Raw genomic sequence first — 3,021 nt, forward strand, 5'->3', positions numbered from 1 at the left:
ACTGCCCTTGGCCCAGCATTAAGGGGGATCCCTGCATTCCTTGAAGTTTTGAGAGGGAGGGCTACAAAACCCCTCCTGAAAATGAATTAGAGTGAGATCACACCGGAAGGACGAGTCCATTATGCACCTGAGTGACATCACTCATCCCAACCAGCTCCGAAACCTGAACCTGAGCCAGTTGCGCAGCCTAGCCCGCCAGATTCGCGACAAACATCTGCAGACGGCTGCCAATTCCCCGGTCGGCTGTCATCTGGGGCCAGGGCTGGGGGTGGTGGAGCTGACCTTGGCCCTCTACAAGACCCTCGATCTGGATCGAGACAAGGTGATCTGGGATGTGGGGCACCAGGCTTATGCCCACAAAATGCTCACCGGCAGGTACCACAATTTCCACACATTGCGCCAGAAGGGGGGGATTTCCGGCTACCTGAAGCGCAGCGAGAGCCGCTTCGATCACTTTGGGGCGGGGCACGCTTCCACCAGCATCTCGGCAGCTTTGGGCATGGCCATCGCTCGGGATCGGCGGGGAGACAACTTCAAGGTGGTGGCCATCATTGGGGATGGTGCCCTGACCGGAGGCATGGCCTATGAAGCCATCAACCACGCCGGGCACCTGCCCAAGACCAACCTAATGGTGGTGCTCAACGACAACGGCATGTCTATTTCCCCCAATGTGGGGGCGATCCCTCGCTATTTAAACCGCCTGCGCCTCAGCCCGCCGGTGCAGTTTTTGGCCGACAGCCTAGAAGAGCAACTGAAGAACCTGCCCCTACTGGGATCCAGCCTCAGCCCAGAAATTGACCGCCTCAAGGAAACGGTGAAGCTGGTTACCGCTGTGCAAAACAACAAAGCCGGCATTATCTTTGAGGAGCTGGGCTTTACCTACGTGGGGCCGGTGGACGGGCACAACCTGGCGGAGTTGTTGGATGCCTTTGAGTTGGCCCACGGCATCTCCGGGCCGGTGCTGGTGCATGTGGCCACCGTCAAAGGCAAGGGCTACCCGCCTGCCGAAGCGGAACAGGTGGGGTATCACGCCCAATCCCGCTTCGACCTGGCCACCGGCAAGCCCTACCCGCCCACCAAGCCTAAGCCCCCCAGCTACAGCAAGGTCTTTGGCCATGCCCTCTGCAAGCTGGCCGAGCGGGATCCCCGCATCATCGGCATCACCGCCGCTATGGATACGGGCACTGGCCTGGATAAGCTCAAGGAAAAGCTGCCGGATCAGTTTGTGGATGTGGGGATCGCCGAGCAGCACGCTGTAACGTTGGCGGCTGGCATGGCCTGTGAGGGAATGCGGCCAGTGGTGGCCATTTATTCCACCTTCTTGCAGCGGGCCTACGACCAGATCATCCACGATGTCTGTATCCAAAAGTTGCCGGTCTTCTTTTGCTTGGATCGGGCGGGAGTTGTAGGAGCCGATGGCCCCACCCACCAAGGCATGTACGACATCGCCTATCTGCGCTGCATTCCGGAAATGGTGCTAATGGCTCCCAAAGATGAAGCGGAGCTACAGCGCATGGTGGTGACCGGGATCCAGTACACCCAGGGCCCCATCGCCATGCGTTACCCGCGCGGATCTGGCGTGGGGGTGCCTCTGGCAGAAGAGGGATGGGAACCCCTGCCCATCGGCAAAGCCGAGGTGTTGCGCAGCGGCGGCGAGGTGCTGATCCTGGCCTATGGGTCGATGGTGCATCCCAGCCTGCAGGCGGCGGAGATCTTGAAAGAACACGGCATCTCAGCCACGGTGGTCAATGCCCGCTTCGCCAAGCCTCTGGATACTGAGCTGATCCTGCCTTTGGCCGAACAGAGCCGCTTGGTGGTGACGGTGGAAGAAGGTTGCCTCATGGGTGGGTTTGGCTCGGCAGTGGCCGAAGCCCTGCTCGACGCCGACCTGGCAGTGCCCTTGTTGCGCTTGGGGGTGCCGGATGTGTGGGTGGAGCACGCCACCCCCGAGGAATCCTTGGCAGAACTAGGCTTGAACAGTGCCGGGATTGCCGAGCGGATTCGGGCCAAGTTTCAGGCACGAGTTCTCAAGGGATCCCCTGCAGAACTTCCCACTGTCAATTCCTAAATCTATCCTGAATCTATTCTGAGAGGCCCATCCGCCGGTTGAACTGCTCGATAGCGGCTTGCTGCAGAGCTTCTGCAACAGGGCGGGTGCGCAGGAGGATCTGCACATCTCGCAGCAGGTTTTCTCGCCACAGGTTCTCCCGCAACACCTGCAGGCGGGCGTAGTTGGGATCCAAGCGCATGGCCTTTGCCCCCAGTTCCTCAGCCCGTTCGGTTTCTCCCCGAATGTAGAGGGCAGTCGCCAGGGCCAAATAGGGCTCTGCCACAGAGTCGTTCATCTCTATCGTGCGTTCCCAGCGATCGATGGCGGCGTCCAGATCCCCCTGCTCATAGTCCACCAAGCCCATGTTGTTCATGGCCGGCCAATAGGCGGAATCCAACTCCAAGGTCTTCTCATATTCCTGCCGGGCCGCATCCCACCGATCCAGCATGAGGTAGGCATTGCCCAGTTGGAAGCGAGCGTTGGGGTTATCCGGTTGCAGGGCCACAGCTCGTTCCAGGGTTTCAGCAGCGGCAAAGTAGCTGCCCTGCCGCAAATAAGCCGATCCCAGCGAGTAGAGAACAGCCCCATCTTGAGGAGACAGGGCGCGGGCCTTCTGCAACGAGGCAATCGCCTGCTCCAAGTCCCCCAGTTCTAGGTGGACGTTGCCCAAAACATAGAGCAGCTCTGAGGAGTTGGGCACCATGGCCACGGCCAGTTGCAGGCGGCGCAGCGCTTCTTCCGTCTGGCCAAACTGGGCTAACCGCAGCGAGTCGGTGGCCAGTTGTAGCGCTTGGGCCTGCATCAAGCCCCCATTGGGCAGAGGGACGTGCAGCAACACCTGGGCCTGGGCAGAGCTCCACCCTCCCATCCCCAACACAACTGCCAGGCCCACCGACAAGGCTCGCCAGGGCCGGACGGATAACCGGAACAACAGTGGCGGCATGATACCCACGCAATAAACAGGCCATGCC

Annotated in this window: 2 protein-coding genes; one reads left to right on the plus strand and one right to left on the minus strand. The window is 60.4% G+C overall.

Going from position 1 to position 3,021, the window contains the following annotated elements:
- The first annotated feature begins 121 nt into the window (after positions 1 to 121).
- Positions 122 to 2,068: a 1-deoxy-D-xylulose-5-phosphate synthase gene (gene dxs / locus NW820_RS11530; protein WP_011433570.1), complete on the plus strand. Its 1,947-nt coding sequence runs from the start codon at positions 122 to 124 to the stop codon at positions 2,066 to 2,068.
- 13 nt (positions 2,069 to 2,081) lie between these two features.
- Here the strand turns inward: dxs and NW820_RS11535 are convergent.
- The coding region (locus tag NW820_RS11535; protein ID WP_414407547.1) for a tetratricopeptide repeat protein at positions 2,082 to 3,021 on the minus strand (940 nt) is incomplete at its 5' end.

The sequence above is a fragment of the Synechococcus sp. R55.7 genome (genome assembly GCF_047461955.1).
GTDB lineage: Bacteria > Cyanobacteriota > Cyanobacteriia > Thermostichales > Thermostichaceae > Thermostichus.

Coding starts and splice junctions, on each gene's coding strand:
- dxs (WP_011433570.1), top strand. CDS start 122: ATGCACCTGAGTGACATCACTCATCCCAACCAGCTCCGAAACCTGAAC.